The sequence below is a fragment of the Streptomyces sp. NPDC127119 genome, assembly GCF_042677425.1.
Taxonomy (GTDB): Bacteria; Actinomycetota; Actinomycetes; order Streptomycetales; family Streptomycetaceae; genus Streptomyces.
Window position 1 is genome coordinate 122,206 of the sequence record NZ_JBHXTO010000001.1, and the last position, 19,623, is coordinate 141,828.

14 protein-coding genes are annotated in these 19,623 nt (G+C 69.1%); 10 read left to right on the plus strand and 4 right to left on the minus strand.

The annotated features are described in order from the left end of the window. The first annotated feature begins 8 nt into the window (after positions 1–8). Positions 9–6,536 (plus strand): RHS repeat domain-containing protein, encoded by a 6,528-nt coding sequence (locus ACFVH5_RS00470; RefSeq protein WP_385830865.1) that lies wholly within the window; start codon positions 9–11, stop codon positions 6,534–6,536. A gap of 22 nt (positions 6,537–6,558) precedes the next feature. Continuing rightward, positions 6,559–7,191 (plus strand): hypothetical protein, encoded by a 633-nt coding sequence (locus tag ACFVH5_RS00475; protein WP_385830868.1) that lies wholly within the window; start codon positions 6,559–6,561, stop codon positions 7,189–7,191. A gap of 760 nt (positions 7,192–7,951) precedes the next feature. Here the strand turns inward: ACFVH5_RS00475 and ACFVH5_RS00480 are convergent. Next, on the minus strand, positions 7,952–8,809 hold the full coding sequence (locus ACFVH5_RS00480) for an alpha/beta hydrolase (protein ID WP_385830870.1): 858 nt from the start codon (positions 8,807–8,809) through the stop codon (positions 7,952–7,954). A gap of 92 nt (positions 8,810–8,901) precedes the next feature. On the opposite strand from ACFVH5_RS00480, the gene ACFVH5_RS00485 reads away from it, so the two are divergent. Next, positions 8,902–9,834 (plus strand): LysR family transcriptional regulator, encoded by a 933-nt coding sequence (locus tag ACFVH5_RS00485; protein ID WP_385830872.1) that lies wholly within the window; start codon positions 8,902–8,904, stop codon positions 9,832–9,834. A 63-nt stretch (positions 9,835–9,897) separates the two neighbouring features. Here ACFVH5_RS00485 and ACFVH5_RS00490 read toward each other — a convergent pair whose 3' ends face one another. After that, complete coding sequence (locus ACFVH5_RS00490; protein WP_385830874.1) at positions 9,898–10,287, minus strand: ANTAR domain-containing protein; 390 nt, start codon at positions 10,285–10,287, stop codon at positions 9,898–9,900. A gap of 150 nt (positions 10,288–10,437) precedes the next feature. Next, positions 10,438–10,764: a plasmid stabilization protein gene (locus tag ACFVH5_RS00495; RefSeq protein WP_385830876.1), complete on the minus strand. Its 327-nt coding sequence runs from the start codon at positions 10,762–10,764 to the stop codon at positions 10,438–10,440. A gap of 571 nt (positions 10,765–11,335) precedes the next feature. Here ACFVH5_RS00495 and ACFVH5_RS00500 point away from each other — a divergent pair. The 7 genes from ACFVH5_RS00500 to ACFVH5_RS00530 all read left to right on the plus strand — a co-directional run bounded on the left by ACFVH5_RS00500 (position 11,336) and on the right by ACFVH5_RS00530 (position 17,971). Next, a complete protein-coding gene (locus ACFVH5_RS00500) occupies positions 11,336–12,010 on the plus strand; it encodes an ANTAR domain-containing protein (protein WP_385830878.1) in 675 nt (224 codons plus the stop codon). A 61-nt stretch (positions 12,011–12,071) separates the two neighbouring features. Next, complete coding sequence (locus tag ACFVH5_RS00505) at positions 12,072–12,839, plus strand: ANTAR domain-containing protein (protein ID WP_385830880.1); 768 nt, start codon at positions 12,072–12,074, stop codon at positions 12,837–12,839. 353 nt (positions 12,840–13,192) lie between these two features. Continuing rightward, the gene (locus ACFVH5_RS00510; RefSeq protein ID WP_385830882.1) at positions 13,193–14,764 is read left to right on the plus strand and encodes a cryptochrome/photolyase family protein; all 1,572 of its coding nucleotides are present in this window, start codon (positions 13,193–13,195) and stop codon (positions 14,762–14,764) included. A 123-nt stretch (positions 14,765–14,887) separates the two neighbouring features. Further along, positions 14,888–16,084, plus strand: coding sequence for a spore photoproduct lyase family protein (locus tag ACFVH5_RS00515; RefSeq protein ID WP_385830884.1), 1,197 nt, complete (start codon positions 14,888–14,890; stop codon positions 16,082–16,084). Positions 16,085–16,206: 122 nt separating this feature from the next. Continuing rightward, a complete protein-coding gene (locus ACFVH5_RS00520; RefSeq protein ID WP_385830886.1) occupies positions 16,207–17,220 on the plus strand; it encodes a DNA topoisomerase IB in 1,014 nt (337 codons plus the stop codon). A 146-nt stretch (positions 17,221–17,366) separates the two neighbouring features. Continuing rightward, a complete protein-coding gene (locus ACFVH5_RS00525; protein WP_385830889.1) occupies positions 17,367–17,618 on the plus strand; it encodes a DUF2945 domain-containing protein in 252 nt (83 codons plus the stop codon). Further along, positions 17,615–17,971, plus strand: coding sequence for a DUF3140 domain-containing protein (locus ACFVH5_RS00530; protein ID WP_385830890.1), 357 nt, complete (start codon positions 17,615–17,617; stop codon positions 17,969–17,971). The genes ACFVH5_RS00525 and ACFVH5_RS00530 overlap by 4 nt, the downstream gene beginning before the upstream one ends. Before the next feature lie 6 nt (positions 17,972–17,977). Here the strand turns inward: ACFVH5_RS00530 and ACFVH5_RS00535 are convergent, their stop codons facing one another. Then, positions 17,978–19,576 carry a CBS domain-containing protein gene (locus ACFVH5_RS00535; RefSeq protein ID WP_385830892.1) on the minus strand — a complete coding sequence of 533 codons (1,599 nt, stop codon included), beginning with the start codon at positions 19,574–19,576 and terminating at the stop codon, positions 17,978–17,980. Positions 19,577–19,623 lie beyond the last annotated feature (47 nt).

Genomic DNA, 19,623 nt, shown 5'->3' on the forward strand with positions numbered 1-19,623 from the left:
GGTATGCCGTGAACACCGGTACGAGAGCGGTTCGTTGGCTGCGCGGCAGACGCGCGGTTGTCGTCGTGACGCTGGCCGTCGCACTGGCCACCGGAGCACTGCCCACCGCGCAACCCGCGGCGGCCGCCACCGGCGGCTTGGGCCGCCCCGACCTGCCGAAGCAACGTGACAGCGAGGTGCACGCGGTCGATGGCCTGGGTGCCGCGCAGGCCCGTGCGGCCGTCGCGACGGCGCGCAAGCGCAATACCGCCCAGACCCAGCGCGCAGCAGGTGAGCAGCGCTCTGCCTGGCCCGAGCCGGGCCGGGTCACGGTCGCCGTGCCCACAGCCCGATCCGACCGTTCGACCGGCCGGGCAGGCGGACTGCCGGTCACCGTGGCCCGGGGCAGCGCAGGCAAGGCGGCGGGCGGCGCATCCACGATCCGTGTCCTGGACCGCCGTACCACTGCCGTCCTCGGCGTCAAGGGCGTGGTGTTCACCGCGGCTGTCACCCGGCCGGGCCGCGCCCGCCTCACCCTCGACTACTCGGCCTTCGCTTCCGCCTACGGTGGCGGATGGGCGAGCAGACTGGCCCTGGTGCGGCTGCCGGACTGCGCCCTGGCCACCCCTCGGAAGACCGAGTGCCGCACCCGCACCACGATCGACTCGGACAACGACACCGCCGGGCAGACCGTCTCGGCCGATGTCGCGCTTGCTCCCGTCTCCTCCGTTGCGCTGTTCGCGCTGACCGCCACCTCGGGTACGTCCGCCTCAGGCGGCGGTGACTACTCGGCGACCCCGCTGTCCGCGTCCTCCGCCTGGGAGGCGGGCGGCTCGTCAGGGGCCTTCACCTGGTCGTATCCGCTGGACACGCCGCCCGCAGCGGTCGGGCCTCAGCCTGAACTGGAGTTGTCGTACGACTCTGGTGGCATCGACGGCCGTACCGCATCCACCAACAACCAGTCCACCCAGGTCGGCGAAGGCTTCGACCTGTCCTCCGGGTCCTATGTCGAGCGGTCCTACGGCAGTTGCGACAAGGACGGCCAGAGCGGCAAGTCGGATCTGTGCTGGAAGTACGACAACGCCTCTCTCGTCCTCAACGGCAAGTCCAGTGAACTGGTCAAGGACGACACGACCGGCCAGTGGCGGCTGAAGAACGACGACGCCTCCACCGTCACCCGCTCCACGGGGGCCGACAACGGTGACGGCGATGGCGAACACTGGACCGTCACCACTGGAGACGGCACCAAGTACGTCTTCGGTCTGAACAAGCTTCCCGGAGTCGGCACGGAACGCACGCAGTCGGTGTGGACGGTGCCGGTCTTCGGTGACGATTCCGACGAGCCCGGATACGACCAGGGATCCACCTTCGCGAACCGCTCCACGACCCAGGCATGGCGCTGGAACCTCGACTACGCAGAGGATCTGAACGGCAACGCCATGACGTACTGGTACACCCCGGAAACGAACTACTACGGCAAGAACGGCGCCACCACCGCCACCGCCGAGTACATCCGCGGCGGCCACCTCGACAAAATTCTCTACGGTCAGCGCGCCAGCACCCTGTTCACCGGCGTCACCTCCAACAAGGTCACCTTCTCCTACAGCGAGCGCTGCACCGCTGCCGACTGTTCGGAGCTGAAGGAGTCCACCGCGGACAACTGGCCTGACGTCCCCTACGACGCGGTATGCAAGAAGGACGCGGACTGCGACGTGCGCGGCCCGTTCTTCTTCACCCGCAAACGCCTCGCCCAGGTCGACACCTTCGCCTGGTCGACTGAGTCGGTCGCGTTCACCGCGGTCGACTCCTGGGCGTTCACGCAGAAGTTCCTGGACGGCGGTGACATAGGCGACACCAGCGACCAGACGCTGGTCCTGGACAGCGTGCGGCACACCGGCAAGAACGGCACCGACATACCCCTACCGCCGGTGAGTTTCACCTACCAGATGCGGGAGAACCGCGTCGACGCCACCGACGACATCCTGCCGCTCAGCCGTCCGCGCATCGAGAGCGTCACCACCGAGACCGGTGCGATCACCCGAGTCACATTGTCCGAACCCGAGTGCGTGCGCGGCTCGAGCATGCCGAGCGCCGTGGACCACAACACCAAACCGTGCTACCCGCAGTACTGGAACATCAACGGCGCCGAGGACGCGTCGCTCGACTGGTTCCACAAATATCGCGTCCTCGCCGTCAACGTCTCCGACCCCACCGGCAAGAACGACGCGGTGGAGAGCCAGTACTCCTACGCCGCTCCCGCATGGCACTACGACGACAATCCGTTCACCCCGGTCGACGAGCGCACCTGGTCCATCTTCCGCGGCTACGGCAAGGTCACCGTCACCAAGGGCACCGGCACCACACGTAGCAAGACCGTCTCGGTCTACCTCCAGGGGATGGACGGCGACCGTCTGCTGGACGCGGACGGCGCACTGGACGCAAGCGCCCGCCGGTCGGCCACCGTCGCGGGAATCGACGTCAGCGGCTTGGACGTCGCCGACCAGACCGACAGCGAGCCGTACGCCGGCCTCCTGCGTGAGAAGATCATCTACGACGGGACCACCCCGGTAAGCGTCGCCGTCCACGACCCCTGGTCGAAGAAGACGGCGACCCAGCACAAGTCGTATGCGGACACCGAGGCGTACTACGTCCGCGAGGCCAAGGCACACACCCACACGTATCTGACCGCCTCGTCGAGTTGGCGCACCACCACCAGTGCCACCGCCTACGACGACTACGGCATGCCGGAAAGCGTCGACAACAGCGGCGACACCGCCAAATCCGGTGACGAGACCTGCACCCGTACCTGGTACGCCCGCAACACCACCCTCGGCATCACGGCTCTGGTCTCCCGCACCCGTGTCGTGGGCCGTCCCTGCTCCGTGGCCGAGACCGCGCTGTCGCTGCCGACCTCGGCAGCGACCCCGGGGGACGTGGTGTCCGATGCGGCGACCGTCTACGACAGCGCTACTGCCACCGCCTGGAGCACCACCCAGACACCGACCCTGGGACTGGCCACCTGGAAGGGCCGTGCCTCCGCCTACCCGGCCACCGCAACCGGCGGGGAGCGCCACCCCACGTCCTGGCAGACGGTCAGCAGAACCGCCTACGACACCACGACAGCAGGACTCGGCCGCCCTCTCTCCATCACCGATGCCGCAGACAACACCACGACCGCCGCCTACACCCCCGTCGGCGCCGGCCCGCTGACCCGCACGGTCCTCACCAATCCCAAGAGCCAGAAGACCCTGACCTACCTGGATCCCGCGCGAGGGTCGAAGACCAAGGTCTACGACGTGAACACCAAGCTGACCGAAACGGCGTACGACGCGCTGGGCCGCGCCACAGCGGTCTGGCTGCCCAACCGTTCCCGCTCCTCCGAACAGTCGGCGAACTACACCTACGCCTACTCCGTCACCGCCGACGCGCCGTCCTGGACCTCCACCTCGACGCTGAAGGCCGACGGAAACACCTACAACACCAGCTACAGCATCTACGACGCCCAACTACGTCCGCTGCAGACCCAGTCCCCGACCCCGCTCGGCGGCCGCCTGCTGACCGACACACGCTATGACAGCCGGGGCCTCGCCCACGAGACGTACGCCCAGATCTTCGACCAGGACAAATCACCGAGCGGCACGTACACACGCGCCGAATACGGTGAGGCGGCCCAGCAGACCGCCACCGTCTTCGACGGGGTGGAACGCCCGACCAGCAGTTCCCTGTTCGTATACGGCGTCAAACGCTGGACGACCACAACCGGCTACACCGGTGATTCCACGGCCAGCTCCGCCCTCACCGGCGGATCCGCGACCCGTGTGATCACCGACGCCCTCGGCCGCACGGTTGAACGTCGTGAATACGCGAGCCCTTCCCCGTCCGACGCCGCCTACGGATCCGGCCCCGGCGCCGCGTACACCTCCACCTCCTTCAGCTACACCGCGGACGGCAGGGAATCGACGGTCACCGGACCGGACGACTCCGTGTGGTCCTACGGCTACGACCTCCACGGCCGCAAGGTCACCTCCGTCGACCCCGACAAGGGGAAGACCACCACCGGCTACACCGATCTCGACCAGGTCTCCTGGCTCAAGGACGCCGCAGGACGCGTGGCGATCTCCGCCTACGACGTACTCGGTCGCGTCTCCGGCACCTGGAGCGCACCGGCCACGGCCGACCTGACCTCCACCATCGAGGAACAGGTACCCGCCAAGCAACTCACCGCCTACACCTACGACACCCTTGCCAAGGGGCAGCTGGACACCGCCGTCCGCTACGTCAACGGCAGCGCGAGTACGGGTACGGCCTACACCAAAAAAGTCACCGCCTACGACGCCCTGTACCGGCCCACCGGTACCCAGCTGGTCCTGCCGGCAGGTGACGCGCTGGTGAGCTCCGGTGCGTTGCCCTCCGCCACGCTCGACTTCTCCTCGTACTACAACATCGACGGCACCCGGCAGTACACCCAGGAACCCGCTGCCGGCGGACTGGCGACCGAGAAGATCACCACCGAGTACAACGGAGTGGGCCTGCCCACCACCGTCTCGGGCACCAGCGGCTACGTCCTGGACACCAGCTACTCGGCGCTCGGAGAAACCGAGCAGCTCACCCTGGGCACGTCCGCCGCGGCCGGAACCAAGAAGGCGTACATCACCAATGCCTTCGAGGAAGGCACGGGCCGGCTCACTCAGGCCATGGTCACCGACCAGACCCACGGATACGAGCTCCAAGAGCTCAACTACGGCTATGACGACGCCGGAAACGTCACCTCGATCACGGATCCCACCACACTCGGCACCACCTCCGCGGCGGACAACCAGTGCTTCGCCTACGACGGCTACCAGCGCCTTACCGAGGCATGGACGCCTAAGAGCGCCGACTGCTCGGCAACCAGCCGCACTGCCGCCAATCTGGGCGGGGCGAGCCCGTACTGGACCTCGTACACGTACCAGGACTCCGGACTGCGCACGACCGAGACCAGCCACACCACCAGCGGCGACACGAAGAAGACGTACTGCTACGACGGCACCCGCAAGCACGCCCTGGCGGCGGTCACCACCGCCTCCTCCTGCACCGGCGTGAGCGCCGCCTACGGCTATGACGCCACCGGCAACACGACCACCAGGCCGGACGGGAGCACCACTCAGACCCTGACCTGGAACGAGGAAGGTGACCTCGGCAAACTCGTCGAGGGCAGCAGCACCACCGGCTACGTTTATGACGCCGATGGCACCCTGCTCATCCGGCGCAACGCCACCGGAGAGACCGTCCTGTACCTGGGCGCCACCGAGGTGCACCTGGATGCCAGTACCTCAACGCCCAAACGCTGGGCCCAGCGCTATTACACCGCCGGGGACGCCACCCTCGCCCTGCGCAGCAACAAGTCAGGCAGCAACACCCTGACCTGGCTCGCCGCCGACCAGCACGGCACCTCCGGGCTGGCGGTCGAGGCGAACGCGCAGGGTGTCACCAAGCGGTACTCCACCGCCTTCGGCGCTACGCGCGCGGGCTCCACCGGCACCTGGGCCGACGACAAGGGCTTCCTCGGGAAGAGCGCCGACAGTGGCACCGGCCTGACCCACCTGGGCGCCCGTGAGTACGACCCAGTGACCGGTCGATTCATCAGTGTCGACCCAGTTCTCACCACCGATCAGACACAGTCCCTCAACGGCTACACCTACGCGAACAACAGCCCCGTCACCCAGTCGGATCCCACCGGCCTGGAGTCTTGCTACCCCCACAACTGCTCGGGCAGCAACGGCACTTATGGAACGTACGAGCCGGAGAACGACCCGGCGTCGGACCAGTACGAGAACCCCAGCCCCAGCAACGGCGCGCCCTCGCTGGGAGCGGCCACCGGCAACAAGACGACGCGGCACGACCAAGCCCGCGACCGGGCGATCAAGGTGATCCAGATGCAGATCAAGAAGCTCGGCGTGAAAAATTTCAAGATCTTCACCACTATGCGAGTGGAAGGAGCGAATAAGAAATGCATGCACCCCGGCAGGAATGTTGGGGCCTCATGCAGTCACGGAGTGCCGGACATAGTCGGCTATGACCCCAACCACGACATTTACTATGTCTGGGAAGTGAAGTCCGCAGGAGTGGCCTCCAAGGCTGTACCGGAAGCCGCCTGGTATGTGAACCGTATGCGTGCGGAGAGCATGAACGCTGTATTGGGTTGGACCATCGGCGGTCCATACCACGTGGTCAATGGTGACCGGGTGATCGGCCCCGAGTCAGGAGCTGTCATCTACGGAAAACCCAACAACAGGAAGTTCAAGCGCGTGCTCAGCTCCAGTCCCGCAGCCGCTCAGCAACAGTCCCAACCTGTGCCGCAACCCACTCCTGGGCCAGCACCGGGCCCTTATCCGGGGACGGTCGATCAGCCCGGACTGGGTATCGTGCCCCAGTCGACTGACGGCGTGAGTCAATTGCCGTTGCTGGTGCCGATCGCCATCGTCGGGCTGCCCTTCGCCGTAGAGGCGGGCGGCGCAGCGGCCACAGTGTCGGTGAGCGCGGGCGTCGCAGCCAAAATTTTCGAACTGGCGGCATGAGCGAAGGAGACGGGCAGCAGCCATGAACCCCCTGGACACCCTCATCAAGCAATATGTGGTTCCGGTCGCCAAGGCGGCCGGTTTCACGAAGAAGGGCAGAGTCTTTCGTCTGGTGTCCGCCCATGGCGACCACCTGCTGATGCACTTCGACACCCATGAGGTCGACCCGGAGAAGTGTGTCTTTGACGTCACTTTCTGGATCGTTCCGTTGCCGCATTGGGAGTTCTTGAGGCGGCAGGACGTCGCCCCGTCCGAGCCCCGCGCCGGCGGTGCCCTAGCGACCTACCCTGTGGTGCCGCCGGCCGTGGTCGCCCACGAACCCGAGGAGGAGATGCCGTTCCGGTCCCGATGGGCCTTCTCCGAACCGGGGACGCGGGATGTATGTGGACGAGAACTGGCCCGTGTCCTGGTCGAGGAGGCGTTCCCGAGGGTGACGCGTCTGCTCGATCGCAAGACTTTCTTGAAGGAGACGCGAGTCAATCCCAACGGTGAGCTGGTCCTGCTGAGGGGTGCTGCGCAGAGCGAGATCATGTTGCGCATCGACGACGACCCGATCGCGGAAGTCATCGCCCTGGTCGACAAAGCGGAGGAGGACGGACTTTCTCCATCCGTCGTCACGTGGGCACGGCAGCGTTTGAAGCAACGCGCGATGTGAGGGTAATCGAGTTCGGAATTCCGGGACGATGACGCAAGAGGCTGGGCTCGGTCGGGCAGGTCACGGTTCCGCGGTCGTGGAGCTCCTCCGCATGCTGAACTCCGGCCTCTTGCGCACGCTCCTGGCCGACGACCGGGCCACCGATCTCGTAGGCGACTTCGCCGACCGGACGTACAGGATCCTGACTGGGGCGGGAAACGGCGTACCCGCCATTAAGGACCAGGGGGTATGGGAGCCGAGTGCGATACATCTTTTGGTGTAGCGCGGGTGCGGGGTGCTGTCAATTGGAGGGCGGCTCCATGTTCACCGGCCGTCGACCGTGACGCTCACTTGACGCTCCAGGTACTCAAGCGCAGGACGGCAAGCCGAGAAACTGGCTCTGAGCTGGTCTTTTCCATGGCCTGCTCAGGACGACAGCTTTTCGATGACGCATCACGTGGAGTGCGTGGCGATCCTTGAACCGGTAGGCAAGGGCGCCTGAGCTGGGGTTTTGTGGTCCGGGGTCCTGCGCTGCGCAGAGCCGGGAGTGCGGCCTGATCGCGCCGTTTGATGCGCATGGCCTGGCTCGCCGTGCGTGTCTTCCTGCGGTTCAACGGCGTCAGCGCCGGTACCGTCCGCCGCTCGTTTCCCTTGCGGCCTCCCTGCCCGGCGTACGGGTCCGGCCAGTGAGGCCGTGCCCATCGTGGCGCCGTACAGGGCGAGGGGCCGTGAACTACTGAGGTCGCGCTCAGCACCAGCGGCATCGGGAAGCGTCGGCCGGTCACCGGGTCAGTGCCTCGGCCAGTTGCTGTGGGCGGGCCGCGAACGGGGTGTGGCTGCCTGGAAGTGTGTGGATGGTGAACTGCTCGGCCGGCAGGGCCCGGTCGGCCTCCGTGATCATCAGGTCCTGTGTGGCCGTCGGCAGCGCTCGGTCGTCCGCGCAGCGCAGGAAGGTGCGGGGGATGCGGCCCCACCGGGCCGCGGTCAGGGTGATGGGCGTTGTCGGGAGGGCGAGGGGCAGGTCGGGGCTGAGCGCGGAGCGCCAGCGGTCGAAGTGGTCGGCGGGCGTGTCGTGGTAGTGGGTCTGCCTCAACTCCTCGACGTACGCGGGGTCCTGCGACAGCGGATCGATGCGTACGGCGCCCAGTGCCTCGGGATCACCGAGGTTGAGGTTCTGGCCCCGTGCGGTGGAGTTCTCGGGCGCGCTCAGGTAGTCGAAGAACCGGGGGCGGCCCGCGGGGACGAACGCGGAGAGGTAGACGAGCTGGTCGACCAGCTCGGGCGCGCGTTCCGCGGCCAGCGACGCGGGGCCGCCGCCCGCGCTGTGCGCGACGAGTACGACACGGCCGTAGCGGCGGACCCGGCGCAGTGTGTCCAGGACGGCATCGGCGCAGTCGTCCATCGTCACGTCGGCGAGCCTGGACCTCTCGGTCAGCAGACCGGGGCGGCCGGGCAGCAGGTATCCGCTGGGCAGGGGAGCGCCGAGGCCGTGTCCCGGCAGATCGACGGCGACGCTCGCGGCACCGAGACCGGCGAGCGCCCGCTGCGTCGCCGCCCACTGCCACGAGCCGTGCCAGGCGCCGTGGACCAGGACGTAGACGGTGTCGGCGGGGGAGGAGTTGGGAGGGGAGGGAGGCATGGTCCCCATCCCAAGCGATCTTCGTCCGTCGATCCAGCAGAAGATATGGCACGCTGAGTGGCGATATCTTTTGCGTATGGAGAGGTGGCAGTGTGGAAGCGCGGCATCTGCGGTATGCGCTCGCCCTTGCCGAGCACCGGCACTTCGGCCGGGCCGCCCGTGCGCTGGGTATCGCGCAGCCACCGCTGTCCAAGCAGATCGCCGACCTGGAGCGCGAGATCGGGGCCCGGCTGTTCGACCGTACGCGCCAGGGTGTGTTCCCGACCGCTGCGGGCGAGGCGTTCCTCGTCAGGGCGCGGCGGGCGCTGGAGGAGATGGCGGCGGCCGGGATCGACGCCGGACGGGCCGCGCGCGGCGAGACGGGACGGCTGCGGCTGGGGTTCATCGCCTCCGCGCTGTTGGACCCGCTCCCGGATGTCCTGGGCCGGTTCGGGCGTGAGCGGCCCGGTGTACGGCTGGAGTTGCACGAGATGGCGTCCGGCCGCGGCACCGCCGCTCTCGTCGCCGGCGAACTGGACGTGGCGGTCACCCTCGGACCGCCCCGGGGCGCAGGCGCCGAGCAGCTGGTGTCCGTCGCGGTCGGCCACGACCATCTGATCGCCGTGGTCGGCAGCGCGCACCCCTACGCGGGCCAGGCGTCGGTGAGCGTGGATCAGTTGCGGCGGCAGCCGCTGATCGTGGCCGCGGGGGAGGACGAGCCCGTCATCCATGCAGGGCTGCGCGTTCTGCTGGGCGAGGACGCGGCGGCGCTGGAAGGGGCCACCGTGGCCAGGGACGTGCACACGATCATGGGCCTGGCCGCCTGCGGGGTCGGGGTGGGCCTGGGGCCCTCCCGTATGCGGGAAGCCGCGCGGCCGGGTATCCGGTTCTGTGAGGTGACCCCTAGGACGGCGTTGCCCGATCTGGTCCTGTCCTTCGCCGACCGGGACCGTTCCCCGGCGCTGGACGCCTTCCTCGATGTCGTCCGCCGGAACTGCCCCGACGTCGGTGCCGCACTCGATCTGCGGTTGGGCCGCCGAGTATGAGGGCTGGAGCCGGCTTGCGTTGATGTGTCTCTCACCGTGGCGGTCGTCGACGCCACCGGTGGTTCATCCGTCCCGTGATGCCCTCCACCGTGCCAGCGCCGCGGGCAGGTGCTCCTCTATATGGGCGGGCAACGGCTCGTTCTGCGTCGTCGCGATGAGGGCTTTCGCCACGTCGTGGACCTTGGTGTTGGAGTGCTGGGACACATGGACCAGGATCTGCCAGCCCTCCTCGGCGGTGCACGACCAGGCCGCCATCAGCACCCCGCGCGCCATGTCGACGATCGGCCGCCGTTCCAGAGCTTTCTTCAGCTGCTCCGATTCCGCCAGGAGCTGCTCCCCGGTCGGCATCCTGCCCTCGGCGCAGCCGACTTCACGGCTGGTCTCGCGCTGTGTGCCGTGCGGGGGCCGTTCGACGAGGTCGCGCCGGGGGCCGGGGCGCTGGGAAGGGCGCATGGTGGGAACCTTCCCGTCCGTTGCTCGTCGACACATCGACACATCGACACATCGATGTGTCGGCAGTTCTGTGCCGGGTCCGGGGCGGGCTCGCCTGCGTGCTGCGTGCTGCGTGCTGCGTGCTGCGTGCCGCGTGGCGGTCCGCTTTGGTCAGCGGCCCAGCGCCTTCGCCAGTTGCTGTTTGTTCATCGACGAACGGCCGTCGATATTGCGCTTCTTCGCCTCCGCGTACAACTGGTCCCTCGTCGGCCCCTGGGCGCCGCTGTGCGCATGCTCGCCGCCGCGTTGCGGGGCCGACTTCTTGTCCCGCGCCGACGTCTTGCTTGCCGTCTTCGACTCGCCGGCGCGGGCCCTCTCCTTGTTCACGGTGCGTGCCGCGATCTCCTTCGCACGCCCCGTCGAGGTGCCGCGCTTCTCGGCGCTCTCCTTGATGTGCTCGTACTGACGCTCGCGCTTCGCGTTGGAACCCTGCGGCATGGCGAACTCCTCCCGGGCCGGGTGCGGGTGGCTCGGCCGGACCCGCGTTTCGATGATGTCCCGCGTACCCCTCGGTCGGTTTCTCACCCGGAACACGCGTTTCCCGTCTCCCATCTGATGCGGTGCCCCACCGGGGGTGCGAGTGGACGGCGACCGAACGGATGAGGGCCCCGACGTTTCACGACACGGTCGACACTGTCGGAGCTCTCGAACTCCTCGAAGTCCTCGAACTCCTCGAACTCCTCGAACTCCTCGACGTTCGCAGCCTTCCTCGTGGCCCACGGATGCATCCCCCGTCCCCTCTCGCCCAGCTCCCGACCCCGGGCCGAACCCAGCCCCCCGACCCCGGCCGACCTCGGTCGAACCCAGCCCCCGCCCACAGCAGAGCGCACCCCTGCGCCCCTCCACCCGGCGAGAACGCCCCCTGAACGTCCGCCGAACACCCCCGCGTACCCAGCCGGTTGCGTCAAGCGCTGTCACTCACGGTGTATGGGTCGCTACGCTTGTTCCGGTGCGGGCGACCCCGTATCGGACCCGCATCGGAAGCGTCAGGAAGGCGGTGCGCGGCGACATGGGTGCCACTGTCAGGGGACTGCTGGACAGCCTGTCTCCAGCGGCGGACGAGGAAGAGCGGCGTGAGTGGGCCGGCGCCTGCGCGCACGCCCTCGGTCTCGGCGGGATCGCGGTCTCTCTGGGACGGGAGCTCGTGTGGTTCAGCGACAGCACCAGCGCACGGCTGGAGGATCTGCAGTTCGTCCTGGGGCAGGGCCCCGGTCTGCTGATCGAGGACGAGACGGAGGTACGGCAGGTGCCCGACCTCGGCCGGCTGCTGGCACGGCAGTGGCCGCAGTTCGCCGCCGAGGCGGAGGAGCTGGACATCGCGGCGCTCTTCGTCTGGCCCGTGCACATCGGAGCCGTACAAGCCGGGACGATGACCGGATACCGGCGTACGCCGGGGCCGCTCACCCGGCAGCAGCTGACCGAGGGCTGGCTGGTCGCCGACGCCCTCGCCCAACAGGTCCTCCAGAACTGGCCGGCCACCTCCGCGGCACGCAACGGCCGCGGCCACACGGGCATGGTGGATCTGCACCGTGCCGAGGTGCACCAGGCCACCGGTGTCCTCAGCGCGCGCCTCGGCGTATCGCTGGCCGAGGCCCTGGACCTGCTGCGGAGCGAGGCCTACACCTCGGGCCGGACCCTGACGGACACAGCCCGGGACATCATCCGGCGGGAGCTTCCGCGATGACACCACCAGACCCGGTCGACCGCACGGAGGAAGCCCTGTGCGGGGGACAAGGAGCTTGCGCATGAGCAGGGAGCAGCACATCGCCCGCACTTTTGTGGAACTCGCCGACACGCTGGTGGAGGACTTCGACGTCATCGGGTTCCTGCAGCAGATGACGGTCCGCTGCCAGGAACTTCTCGACGTCACGGACGCCGCGGTCTTCCTGTCGCACGCGGGACCCCAGCTGTACAGCCCCGCCCCGTGCGACCCCAGTCCCGCCCTGGAGCGCGTACTGGAATGCGCCTGTGGTGAGGGCCCGGCGGTGGACGCCCACCGCACCGCCCGCGCGGTCGACGCGTACGGCCGCGGTGACGCGGACGGTCCGGGCGACGAGGCCTCCCAGTGGCCGGAGTTCACCGCGCACCTGCGGCAGGCCGGTTACTCCCTTGCCGTCGCCCTGCCGATGCGGCTGCGCCAGGAGACCATCGGCAGTCTGCTGCTCCTGCGTTCCGCCGACCGGCCCCTGGACGCCGCCGACCTGGCCCTCGCCCAGACCCTCGCCGACGCCGCCACCATCGGTCTGCTGCACGCCCGCACCATCCGGCAGCAGGACACCGTCAACGAACAACTCCACACGGCCCTGCAGAGCCGCATCATCATCGAACAGGCGAAAGGGTTGCTCGCCGCCCGCCGCGACATCCCCCTCAACCAGGCGTTCGAGATCATGCGCCGGCATGCCCGGCAGCACCGGATGCTGCTCAGCAAGGTCGCCCGGGACGTGATCGACGCCGGCTCCACGCTGCGCAGCTCCGCCGTACTGCCCCAGCCGAGCGCGACCGACTCGGAATGACGACCGACCCGGCGTGACGACCGGGCCGACTGCCGACCGGGCGGGGCGATGACCGGGCCGAGCGATGACCGTGGTGGCCGCGTGCCGACCGGCTGACGACCGCTGACGACCACGATGGGCGAGGCCGCGTGACACCGCCTCGGCGCTGACATGCCGCTGACATGCTGCGGGCGTGGCGCGGTCGTGGTGCGGACATGGCGTGGTCGTGGCGTGGGCGGCTCCGCGAGAAGCGGGGCGGGCGCCCGGCGTGTGCCGCGTACCGCCCACGCCGTCGTGCGCTTTGATCTGCGGAGGAAAGCGTCGCGCCGCGCAGGGCGCCGACGAGGCGACGACTCGTCGACGGAGTGCACGGCATGACAAGGAACACGGCCGGAAACGTGCCTGGGCACGCGGCGGGGAACGAGGCCGGCGAAGAGACGGGCGAAGAGCCCGGCACCGCCCACTGGCTCTTCGGTGACCAGCTCGGCCCCCATTTCATCGATCCCGCGCGCGGCGGCCCGCGCCGGGACGCGCCGCTGCTGATGATCGAGGCCCGCAGTGTCCTGCGCCGACGGCGGTTCCACCGTGCCAAGGCCCATCTGATCCTGTCGGCGATGCGCCACCGCGCCGCCGAACTCGGTGACCGCGTGCGGTACGTCAAGGCGGACACCTACCGCCAGGGGCTGCGCGAGACGGTGGGGGACGCCCGGGTGACCGTCCACCACCCCACGTCCCACGCGGCCCTGGCCTTCGTACGCTCCCTGCCGTCCGTACGTGTCCTGCCGGCCCGCGGTTTCCTCGTGACGCACGACGCGTTCGGGCGCTGGGCGGACGGCCGCGGTACGAAGCATCTGCGCCAGGAGGACTTCTACCGCTGGGTCCGGCAGACGCACGATCTGCTGATGGAGGGCGACCAGCCGGCCGGCGGGCGCTGGAACCTCGACCACGACAACCGGCAGCCCCCGCCGCGCGGCGCCACCGACCTGGGCGTTCCTGCCCCGTACCGCCCCCGCGAGAGCGAGATCGACGACGAGGTGCGGGCCGATCTCGACCGCTGGTCGCGCGATGGGGACGTCGAGTTCGTCGGCGAGGACGGGCCGCGCGGGTTCCCCGCCACGCGCCGGGAGGCACTGGCCGCGCTCCACCGCTTCGTCGAGCACCGGCTGCCCACCTTCGGCGCGTACGAGGACGCGGTGCTCACCGGGGACGCGACGATGAGCCACAGCCTGCTCTCCTCCTCGCTCAACCTCGGCCTGCTGGACCCCGCGGAATGCGCCGAGCGGGCGGAGGCGGCCTGGCGGTCGGGAGACGTGCCGCTCAACAGTGCCGAGGGGTTCGTCCGGCAGATCGCCGGCTGGCGCGAGTACGTCTGGCACGTCTACTGGCACTTCGGCACGCGGTACCGGGAGAGCAACACCCTGGGCCACCACGAACCGCTGCCCGACTGGTTCACGGACCTGTCCCCGGACGGGACCGACGCCAACTGTCTCAGTCACGTCCTCCGACAGGTCAGGGACACCGGCTGGACGCATCACATCCCCCGGCTGATGATTCTCGGGAGCCTCGCCCTGCAACGGGGGTGGGAGCCCGGGGCCGTCACCGACTGGTTCCACCGCAACTTCGTCGACGGCTACGACTGGGTGATGGTCCCGAACGTGGTCGGCATGTCGCAGTACGCCGACGGGGGCCGCATGACCACCAAGCCGTACACGTCCGGTGGCGCGTACATCAACCGCATGAGCGACTTCTGCGGTCCCTGCCGCTACAAGCCGACCGTGCGGGTGGGCGAGGACGCCTGTCCCTTCACCGCGGGGTACTGGAACCTCCTGCACCACCATCGCGACCGGTTCGAGCACAACCCGCGGATGACGCAGGCTGTGCGGGGGCTCGACCGCCTCAACGATCTCGAAGCGTTGCTGGAGCAGGAGCGCGACCGCAGGGACTGAGGGCTGAGGGCTGAGGGCTGGGGGCCGGGCCCCAGCCCCCGCCCCGGCGGTCCATGCCCCGGTCCATGCCCCGGCCCATGCTCGGGCCCATGCCCCGGCCCCTGCCTCGGAGAGGAACAGCACGTGGAGCCCGAACAGCAACCGCTCTTCGAGTGGTCGGACACCGTACCGGCGCCCGCGCGACCCGCGAGCGCAGATGCGGCCGAGGCGGGCCCCGGCCGGCCCGCGGCCGGGTTGTACGCGTTCCGGGACAGCCCCCAGGCCCGCCGGATGCTCGACGTACGGGAGGTGTACGCCGAACCGGCGGCCCTCGACTCCCCGCGCGGGCAGCAGATCATGGCCCGGCTCCCCGGCGTACGGGTGACCGAGGTCGACGGCCACTGGCTCATCCCCTCCCTGCACGGCAACGACGGCAACATCGCCCGCTGGGTCCGTATCAAGACCGACACGCTCGTCCTCGGCGTCAAGCACAGCCTCAGCACGCGCCCCAACGGCAGGTCGGCCGACTGGATCGCCCCCGGCCCCTCCAACGGCTGCGCGATGGCCTGCGCGTACTGCTACGTCCCCCGCCGCAAGGGATTCGCCAACCCCATCACCCTGTTCACGAACATCGAGGCGATCGTGGCCCACGTACAGCGGCACGTACGGGCCCAGGGCCCCAAACCGGAGCCCAACCAGTGCGACCCCGAGGCCTGGGTCTACGACATCGGTGAGAACGGCGACTGCTCCGTCGACGCCCTGGTCTGCGACAACACCGCGGATCTCGTCGCCGCGTTCCGTCGCCTGCCGACGGCGAAGGCGTCCTTCGCGACCAAGTTCGTCAACCCCGACCTGCTCGCACTCGACCCGCAGGGCCGCACCCGCGTGCGCTTCTCGGTCATGCCGACCGACGACGCCCGCCTCCTCGACATCCGTACGAGTCCGGTCCCCGAGCGCATCGCGGCGGCGGCCGACTTCCTCGACGCGGGGTACGAGGTCCACTTCAACCTCTCGCCCGTGGTGCTGCGCCCGGGGTGGGAGCGGGACTGGGCCGATCTGCTCCGCCACCTCGACGACGTCCTGCCCGCCCGGGTGAAGGAGCAGGCGGCGGCCGAGGTCATCATGCTGACCCACAACCAGGCGCTCCACGAGGTCAACCTGGGCTGGCACCCGCGCGCCGAGGACGTGCTGTGGCAGCCGGAGATCCAGGAGACCAAGCGTTCGCAGAACGGGGCGCTCAACGTCCGCTACGCCCTGGAGACCAAGCAGCGGGCCCTCGCGCGGCTGCGGGAACTGCTGGCAGCGCATGCGCCGTGGCTGCGTATCAGGTACGCCTTCTAAGGACGGTTCCGGGAGAGGTCCAGGAGAGGTCCGGGAAAGGTCCGGGAAAGGTCCGGCCATGGCTCCGGGAAAGCTTCCGGAAAGGTTCCGGGAAGGCTCCGGGTGAGAGAGGGAGCGGCGTGGTGCGGTTCCGGACGAGTGATCTCACGGGTCCCGGTTACGGCCGGCGCCGGCACGGCCGCGGCTTCCGCTACCTCGACACCAAGGGCAAGGCCCTCCCCGCCGGCCCGGAGACGCGGCGCGTACGCGATCTCGTCATCCCCCCTGCCTGGCAGGACGTGTGGATCTCCCCGCACCCGAACGGCCACATCCAGGCGGTCGGCACGGACGAGGCCGGCCGCCGCCAGTACCTCTACCACCCCCTCTTCCGCGAGAAGCAGGAAGCCGCCAAGCACACCCGCATCCTGGAGGTCGGCGCCGCGCTGCCCGAGGTGAGACGGCAGGTCGGCAAGGGCCTCGAAGGCTCGGGCCTGACCCGGGAGAGAGTCCTCTCGCTCGGCGTCCGCCTGCTCGACCTCGGCTTCTTCCGCGTCGGCGACGACCGGTACGCGAAGACGAACGAGTCCTACGGGCTGACGACCGTACGGCGGCACCAGGTCACCTGCGGCAAGGGCGCGGTCGGCTTCGACTACGCGGCCAAGAGCGGGCGCCGCTACTGCCGCGAGATCGTCGACGAACAGGTCTACAGCGCCGTCCGGGCCCTGCTGCGCCGCCGCGACGACGACGACCACCTCTTCGCGTACTGGGAGGCGCGCAGCTGGCACACGATCGACGCGACCGACCTGAACGGGCATCTGCGCGACCTCGCGGGCCTGGACATCTCCAGCAAGGACTTCCGGACCTGGCACGCCACGGTGCTCGCCGCCGTCGCGCTCGGGGTGTCGGCCGAGGTGGCGGCGACCTCGCCGACGGCCCGGAAGCGGGCCGCCGCACGGGCGGTCCGCGAGGTCGCCGGCTACCTCGGCAACACCCCGTCCGTCTGCCGGGCCTCGTACATCAACCCGCGCCTGTTCGAACTCTTCGACGAGGGCCGGACGATCGCCCCCGCCCTCGCGTCCCTGGGCTCCGTCCCTGTGGCGGGCGCACTGGCCACACAGCCGGTGGAGGAGGCGGTGCTCCGGCTGCTCAGCCGTTAGCGGCAACCCGTCAGCCGCAACCCGTCAGCGGCAGCCCGTCGGCCGCAACCCGTGGGATGCCGCCCGACGTGCGTACTGCCACGAAGAGCCGGACAGTGGGGAGGGCCGTCCAGCGCGGGGGCCGAGGTCGAGGGAGCGTGCGGACCGTGACGAAGGACAAGGGCAGGGACAGGGACAGGGACAAGAAGCTCAGCAAGGGGGACAAGGTCTCCTGGAGCAGTCACGGGCAGACCGTCCCCGGCAAGGTGAAGAAGAAGATCACGGGCCGCGCCGAGGTGGCGGGCCGTACCGTCGACGCCTCGAAGGACGAGCCGCAGTACGAGGTCGAGAGCGACAAGTCCGGCCGCAGCGCCGTCCACAAGCCCGGCTCGCTGCGCGAGAAGAGCAGCGGTTCATGAGTGGCGGAGGCGGAAAGACCGACACGGATCGCGCGGACACGGTCAAGGAGTTCGCCGAGGCCGTCAACATGACGCCCGGTGCCCTCAAGAAGTGGCTGGACACGGACGACTCGAAGAGCGTGGGCCAGTCGGACGGCGACGGCGACGGCGAGAGCGTGGGGCACGCGTCCGGACGCCGTGTCGTCCGCCTCCTTGAGAAGAAGAAGGCCGACCTGACCGACGCCGACGTCACCCACATGCGCAAGGTCGTCGGCTACGTGCACCGCCACCTCGAGCAACGCCCCTCGGGCGACGTCACGGACACGCCGTGGCGGTACTCGCTGATGAACTGGGGCCACGACCCGAAGGCGTGAGGGGCGTCAGTTCTGGGGATCCATGGAGCGTAGTAGTTCCAGCAGCCCCTGTGCCGGCAGCAACTGGTCTTCGGTGACGGGATCCGGGCTGAAGTGCATCAGTCCGTTGCGGAACTGGCGGCACTCCTCCAGCGCTGCCAGGAAGTGCTCCTGGTCGATGGCCCAGCCGAGCGCGGCCCAGTTCTCAGGGACTCGGAGCAGGTGCTTGTACGCCCCGAAGGTGAGGTTGGCGGCCGAGTTCACCTGGGAGGCGCGTCTCGGGGGGACCGTCGCACGGATGCGGTCGAGCGGGATGAACTGGTCGACCACGCGTCGCAGGCGTTGCTCGATCTCTTCGACGAGAACGAACGGGCGCACGCGGGTGCCGAACTGGACGGTCAGGTCGGAGGCGGTGATCAGGCCACAAACCTTGTGTTCGTGATCCCGCACGAGGACGTATCCGGACTGCTGAACGGTGCCGATCCAGTCGAGCAGGTCGTCCGACCGGTCGGCTTCCTGTCCCCTGACCGTGGCGGCTTCGAGCGTCGCCCGGGGATCTGCCATGCGGGCCCGCCCGATCGACTCCCAGCTGACGACGCCGCGCAGGCGCCCGTCGGCGTCCAGGACGGGGAGCTGGCTGTAGCCGCGCAGCACCATGACGGTCATGGCCGTCGCGAGGCTGTCGCCGACCGCCACGGATTCGGGCATGCGGTTTGCGGATTCGAGGTTGCTCACGCGGTAAGCGACGTCCTGCGGCCCGGGTTCTCCGCTGTCGCGCTCGACGAGGCGCTGCACGGCGTCCAACGCGTTGCCGGGCAGATGCGAGACAGCCGAACTGCTCGACGTGAGCCGGGTCACCGCGCTCGTTCCTGCCTCGTCCGGTTCGGCGCCGCCTGCCAGCACTGCGATCGTGCTGTCGATGCTGCCTTCGGTGAAGGGTGGCACGGTCACCAGACCCCGCTCGTCGAGGTCGTTCTTGATCTGATCGACGGCGGCCGGGTACCGACGCTGGACGCCCCAGACTGCGAGGAAGTCGCGAATGGACAGGGTGAGGGGGTCGTCAGCGGCACGGCGACGCACCTCCTCGTAGAGTTTGGTGGGTTCGGTGAGGCCTGCGGCGAACTCGTCGGCGTCGGGACGTCCTGGATCGGCCTCGCCCCCGGCCAGGGCGGCTACACGTTCCGCTGCCGCGAACCTGCTGAGTTCGAAGACGGTCAGCAGCGAGCCCATGCTGTTCTGGAGGTCGGGCTGGATCGACTGTCTGTCCACGTCCTTGACCAGCCACTCCACCCGCCGGACATGATGTGGTCCGTCGGTGACGTCCGGCCGGTGTTCGTAGTCGCCCACCACGCGGCCCACGGCCACGCGTCCCGACCTCAGCGGCAGTACTGCGAAGTCGCCCACCTGCACTTCGTGGACGAAGCGGTACAACTGGCCCGTCCAGTTCCCGACCGTGTACGGGCCCTCGTCGGGGTACGCGGCCGCCACGGCCGTTTTGATGTCCTCACGCGTGGCGAAGTCGGACAGGTCTCCCAGCTCGTTCCAGCCAACCAGGAGAAGGCCCTCCCCCAGGGCTACGTGCTCCCGCTCCCCGTTGACCCCTGCACGCACCACCCAGGCCCGCATGCTGCCCCTCCCCGCAGAAAAACAAGACACTTGATCGAGTGGCGTGA